Source organism: Rhodococcus sp. ACS1, assembly GCF_002300155.1.
Classification (GTDB): Bacteria; Actinomycetota; Actinomycetes; order Mycobacteriales; family Mycobacteriaceae; genus Rhodococcus_F; species Rhodococcus_F koreensis.
Map to the genome: position 1 here is coordinate 1,347,679 of NZ_NSDZ01000004.1, position 6,571 is coordinate 1,354,249.

The following is a 6,571-nucleotide window of genomic DNA, read 5'->3' on the forward strand; positions in this document are numbered from 1 at the left end:
GATCATGCGACGTTCCACATCGGTGACCATGCGACATTCCACACCGGGTGACGACGACATCGCCGTGGTCGGCATCGCCGCGCGCTACCCCGAGGCCGCCAACCTGGCGGAATTCCGCGCCAACCTCGCGGCGGGCCGGGATTCGGTGCGTCCCCTGTCGCGGTCCCGGGCCGAGGCGACCGGGCTGGGCCCTCCGTCCCACTACCACCCGATGGGATTCGTCGAGGACATCTCCACGTTCGATTACTCCTACTTCACCCTGTCGAAACGGGAAGCGTCGCTGATCGATCCGCAGCAGCGGCTCGCGCTGGTCCTCGCGTATCAGGCGGTCGAGGACGCCGGCTACTCGGTGACCGATTTCCGGGACAGCGCGACCGCGGTGGTGTTCAGTGCCGCCGCGTCGACGTATCCGGCGATGTGGGCGGAACCGGGTGTGCTGAGCACCCTGGGCAACGTTCCGTTCGCCGTCCCTGCCCGGATCGCGTACCACCTCGGCCTCACCGGCCCCTGCTACGCCGTCGATTCGGGATGCAACGGATCGCTCATCGCGGTGCACCACGGCTGCCGGGAGCTGCGGTCGGGCGACGCCGACTTCGCCATCGCCGGCGGAGTGAGCCTGCGCGTGAACGGTATCCGCGCCGACATGGCGGAGGGATCCGCGGAACTGATGTCACCCGGTGGCCGCTGCCGCGCATTCGACGCCACCGCGGACGGCACCGCGGTCGGGGAGGGCGGGGCGGCGCTTCTGCTCACCACGATCGCCCGCGCCCGCGCCGACCGCCTCCCGGTCCACGCCGTGATCCGCGGCACCGCCACGATGTCCAGCGGCCATTCGTCCGCGACCATCAGCTCCCCGAGCGCCCGGGCGCAGGTGGCCGTCATCTCCCGGGCCTGGCAGAACGCGGGCCTCACCCCGGACGACGCCGGGTACCTGGAGGCGCACGGTTCGGGAACCCCGCTCGGCGACGCCGTCGAACTCGAAGGGATCGCGGCCGCTTTCCGGGACCGCCCGGGCGTCCTGCCGATCGGTTCGGTGAAGACCAACATCGGGCACCTCGACCACGCGGCCGGGGTGTCCGGGCTCGTGAAGGCGATCATGGCCGTCGAGCACGGCGAGCTGTACCCGTCGCTGCACTTCGAACACCCCACCGGCGGAGTCGATCTGGCCGGCAGCGGCATCGAGGTGGTCACCGGGGCCCGGACGTGGAGCGACGACACCGGGCCGCGGCGGGCGGGGGTGAGTTCGTTCAGCCTCGGCGGCATCAACGCGCACTGCGTGGTGGAACAGCCACCGGAGCGTGCCGTCACCGTCCGACCCGACACCGGCACCACGCGGCTGGTGGGGGTGTCGGCGAAGAGCGTGGGCGCGCTGGCGACGCTGTGCGCCGAACTGGCAACGGCCGTGCGCGCGTACGACCTCGACGACGTCGCCTTCACCCTCAACCGGGGCCGGCCGCACCACGACCACCGGGTGGCCGTGCAGGCACGCAGCATTGCCGAACTCTCGCGGTCGCTCGCCGTACGTGCCGCGGAACTCGGCGGCCGCGGCGAGAACCCCGCACCGGCCACTCGTCCACGCCCGGCCGTGGCGTTGCTGCTGTCACCCGACCGGATGCCTGCCGCGCTGCGCGGCCGCGACCTGCCGCCGGAGCTTCCCGCCACCGGCGACGAGGCGGACCTCCTCGCCGGGCAGATCGCCGTCCACCGGGAACTCCGCGCCGCCGGCGTCACCGTCGACGCAGTCCTCAGCGGCGGAGTGGCCCGCTACGCCGCCCGGTACCTGCGGGACCCACTGGCGGCGGTGGACGCCGCCGACCTCGCCGCCGCGGCCGCGAACCCCGCGTTCGACACGGACAGACTCGTCGCCGTAGCACAGGGAATGCTCGCCGACAGACCCGTCGTCTTCGTCGAGCCGAGCCCGGCGGGGCGCCTCGGCGCACTACTCGCCGACGCGCTCCGGGACGCCGACATACTTCGTGCGCCGGACACGTCCGACGCGGTCACGGACCTCCTCGCCGGTCTGTACGAGCGTGGAGTCGACCTCGACTGGACGGCCGTCGACGCGAGCGACGAGTCCGCCTGGCGCGTGCGCCTGCCCGGTCACCCGTTGCGCGGTTCACGGTGCTGGTTCGACCTTCCGGGCAGGCCCTACTGGACGGGCACACCCGACGTTCCTTCGGCGGAGCCGAACCCGGAACCGGTGACGGCGGCACCGGAGGACAGCCTCGACTGGCTGCAGACCACACTGCGCGAGCTGCTCCACACCGAGAGGGACGTCGACGCCGAGGACGACTACTTCGACCTCGGCGGAAACTCGCTCATCGGCATGCAACTCGTCGACCGGGTGTCGGACCGGTACGGGGTCCGGCCCAAACTCATCGACCTCTACGAGCGGCCGAAGGTGTCGGACTTCGCCGCCCTCCTGGCCGGCGGCACATCCGCGGCCGGCGGGCTGCCCCCGATCACACCGCGCGGGCGGCACGTGATGTCGTTCGGCCAGGTACGCATGTGGTTCCATCATCAGCTCGACGCCGCCACCACCATCTACAACCTCCCGATGGTCAGCGACCTGCACGGTCCGATCGACGAATCCGCCGTCCGTGGAATGTGGGACGACCTCGCCGCACGGCACCGGGTGCTGCTGTCCAATTACGTCGAGGTCGACGGGGAGCCGGAACTGCGGATTCGCGACTCCCTCGGCGATTTCTTCCGCACCGCCGACGTGTCGGGGGAACCGGATCCGGTGGCCGCGGCCCGGGCACTGGTGCACGAGGCCGCGGCGGCGCCGTTCGACCTGGCCACCGATCCGCTCGTGCGGGCACTGCTCATCAGGCTCGGCCCGGACGAGCACGTCCTGCAGGTCACCACCCACCACTCCGTCAACGACGGGGGTTCGCCGAGGATCTTCGAGCAGGAACTGCCCGCCCTGTACGCGGCCCGCCGCGCCGGTCGCCCCGCCGACCTCGCGCCGCTCCCCGTCCAGTACTGGGACTACGCCCTGTGGCAGCGGGAGCTGATCGCGAGCGCCGCGCTCGACGGCGAACTCGACTACTGGAAAACAGTGCTCGACGACGTTCCGCTGCTGCGGCTGCCCACCGACTTCCCGCGCCCGGAGCGGAAGAACTTCACCGGGGCGTTCCACACGTTCACCGTCTCCGAAGAACTGACCCGGAGCCTGCGGGACGTGGCGCGGCGGGAGTCCGTGTCGCTGTTCGTGGTGCTGCTGTCCGCGTTCTACCTCCTCATGGCGAGCCGCAGCCGCCAGCGCGACCTCGTGGTCGGGACGCCGACGACCGGACGCAACCGGCCGGAACTGTCCGGCATGATCGGGTACTTCAACAGCACGGTGGCCCTGCGCGCCGACCTGTCCGGGGAACCGAGCATCTCGGAACTGTGCGTACGGGTGCGGGACGTCGTGCTCGGTGCCCTCGAACACCAGGAGATCCCGTTCGACCGCGTCGTCACCGCACTCACCGGCGACCGCGACCTCAGCCGGACACCACTGTTCGACGTCTGCCACGTCCACCAGGAACTGCCGGCGCTGCAGTCGCAGCACGGACTCACCGAGACGCTGTTCGACCAGGACGACCCCGCCGCCATCGCGTTCGGCGGGGTGCCGTCCGGCACGGCCAAATTCGACCTCACCCTCGTCACCACGGAACGGGGCGGCGAGGACAACATGGCCGCGGGACTCGAGTTCAGCACGGAACTGTTCACCGAACAGACCGCCGCCGGGCTGTGCGACGAATACGTCCGCATCCTGGAGGGAATCGTGGGATCATCTCGCACGCAGACGATTTCGGTGTTCCTCGCAGACTCGTCACCGGCACCTGCGACTGCATCGCCTGTTCCGCTTTCGGTTGCGCCACCACTGGTCCCGGCCGACCGGCCCCGGCAGCCCGCCGACGGCGCCGTACCGCCGATCTATTCCGTGGCACGGGTGACGGCGACGCTCGACGGATACCCGGACCTCCCGGAACTGCTCGCCGCCTGGCTCACCCTGCTCGCCTGGTACACCGCGCAGGACGAGGTGGCGGTGGCCGCGCTCGCGCAGCCGGGGGCGACGCCGCGGATCGTGGCCGTGGACCTGTCCGCGGAACCCACCTACCCGGAACTGGTGGAGACCGTGCACCGCGAGTTGTCTTCGGACCGCGGCGCGGTAGACCCGGCGGCGCAGCACTTCCCGGTGCGCTGCGACGGCGAACGCGCAGGCGGCGACGTCCTGGCGGACCGGTCACCCGTCGAACTCGGGCTGTCGTGGACCCGCGGTCCATCGGCGCTCACCCTCCAACTCGACTACGCCACCGACCTGTTCGACGCGAGCACCGTCGGAGCGATGCTCACCGACCTCCGCCGGCTGCACGCCGGACTGGTGGCTCACCCCGACCTGCCCACCCAGGAGGTGGCGATGGAATACGTGCATCAGGACGACACCGGCTTCACCACCGGCTTCACCTCGGGGGCAGTGCGATGAGCGGAAATGCACTGAGCATCGGTGTGGTGGGGGCGGGAACCATGGGCGCCGGGGTGGCCGAAAGTCTGGCTCGGGCCGGCCACGACGTCACCGTCGTCGACTCCGACCAGCAGGCCGTCGAACAGGCCCGGTCCCGGATGCGCGACTCACTGCGGCTGGCGATACTCCTCGGCCGGGCCGGCGGTCCGAAACCCGCCGAGGTCACCGCGCGGGTGCACTGGACGGGGCAGCTCACCGATCTGTGCGACGTCGCCGTCGTCATCGAGTGCGTCCCCGAGCGAATCGACCTCAAGGAGAAGATATTCGCCGAACTCGACCGGGTCTGCGCACCCGACGCCCTCCTCGCGTCGTGCACGTCGGGCATCCCCGTCGACCGGCTCGCGGCGAGCACCACCAGGCCGGAACAGGTGGTCGGGCTGCATTTCATGAACCCGGCACCGCTCAAGGACACCGTCGAGGTGGTGCGGGGCCCGCGGACGTCGCCGCAGTCGCTGGACCGTGCGCTGGCTCTCCTCACCTCATTGGGAAAGACCGGCATCGTCGTCGGCGACGGCCCCGGATTCCTGCTGAACCGGGTCCTCATGCTCTGCATCGCCGAGGCGGCGGCCGCCGTCGGCGACGGCATCGCCGACGCGGAGACCACCGACGCATTGTTCGAAGGCTGCCTCGGCCACCCGATGGGACCGCTGCGGACCGCCGACCTGATCGGCCTGGACAACGTCCAGGACACGATGACCGCGCTACGCGAGCTGACCGGCGACGACCACTACCGCCCGCCCGCGACGCTCGTCGCCCTGGTCGAGGCCGGACACCTGGGGCGCAAGACCGGACGGGGATTCCATGAGTACCGGTGAGGTGCTGCCCCTCACCTACGACCAGATCGCGGTACTCCGCGCCCACCTCGCCGACAACACGTTCGGCCAGTACCTCGAACTCGAGGGCCCACTCGACGAAGACCGGTTCTGCCGCGCACTGCACCGGACACTGTCCGAATGCCATGGCCTGCATGCCACATTCGTCCTCGACGGCCCCGAGCCCGGACAGATCGCCGGAACCGCGGTCACCGGTCCCGACGTCCTCGACGTCACCGGCCCCGGACTGCTCGCCACGACGTGGATCGACCGGGAACTGGCCCGTCCGATGGACCCCGCCGCCGGGCCGCTGTACGTGCACGTCCTGTTCCGGCTACCGCACGGCCGATACGGCTGGTTCCAGCGCTACCACCGCCTGGTCAACGACGAGCCGGGCATGGCGGCGATCGTCCGCCGCACCGCCGAGGCCTATGAGTTGGGGGAGGCGGCCCCGACCGCGCCGCCGGAGACCCTGTCGTTCGCGGCGCCCATCATCCAGCTGACATCCGATGCCCGGTACCGCGAGAGCGACGCCTGGGCGGACGACCGGCACTACTGGGAGCAGTTGTCGGCCGGAGCGGCGCGACAGGAGATCCCACCCGGTCCGGAGGGCCAGCGCCGCGTCACCATTCCCGCCGACGGCACCCTCGTGCGGCTCGCGCGCCGCAGCGGCGGCGGCCCGGCAGCCGTCCTGCTCGCCGCGCTGGCGGTCTACGCCCACAGCCGCACCGGCATCGACGACGTGGTGATCGGACACCGGGAGCACGGCTCCACCACACCCGTGCGACTCACCCTCACACCGGATCTCACGTTCGACACACTGACCCGGCACGTGGGCCTGCAACTCCGCAGATCCCGCAGGCACCGGTTCCTCGCCTCCGAAGACGGTGTGGGAGAACCGTGGTCGGTGACGGGCGGAATGCGCGAACCCCTCGGTGTCGAGCGCATCGGGGAGAGTGCCGTCGCCGTCGTGCAGCGGTGGCACTGCGCCGGCAACGGAGCGTTCGTGGAACTCGAGGACCGGGACGGCACCTGGGTCGTCGACGTGCACGGCCCGGCCGACGCCCAGCAGTTCGCCCGAATCCTCACCGCCGCAGCCGCGGATCCGGGTGTGGGTTTGGGTGGGGTGGGTGTGTGGGGGTCGGGTGTGGGGTTGGTGTGTGGTGTGTCAGGTGTGGGGGTGCGGTTGTTGCCGGAGATTTTGGCGGGGGGTGTGGTGGCGGGTGGGGGTGGGGTGGCGGTGTCG

General features: G+C 70.9%; 3 protein-coding genes. All 3 read left to right on the forward strand.

The window, feature by feature from the left end; translation table 11 throughout:
- Window positions 1-22: 22 nt before the first annotated feature.
- On the forward strand, window positions 23-4,474 hold the full coding sequence (locus CJ179_RS18505) for a condensation domain-containing protein (RefSeq protein ID WP_072947159.1): 4,452 nt from the start codon (window positions 23-25) through the stop codon (window positions 4,472-4,474).
- Window positions 4,471-5,328 carry a 3-hydroxyacyl-CoA dehydrogenase family protein gene (locus CJ179_RS18510; protein ID WP_072947114.1) on the forward strand — a complete coding sequence of 286 codons (858 nt, stop codon included), beginning with the start codon at window positions 4,471-4,473 and terminating at the stop codon, window positions 5,326-5,328. Before CJ179_RS18505 ends, CJ179_RS18510 begins: the two co-directional genes overlap by 4 nt.
- The coding region (locus CJ179_RS52755; protein WP_257015602.1) for a condensation domain-containing protein at window positions 5,315-6,571 on the forward strand (1,257 nt) is incomplete at its 3' end. The genes CJ179_RS18510 and CJ179_RS52755, both read left to right, overlap by 14 nt.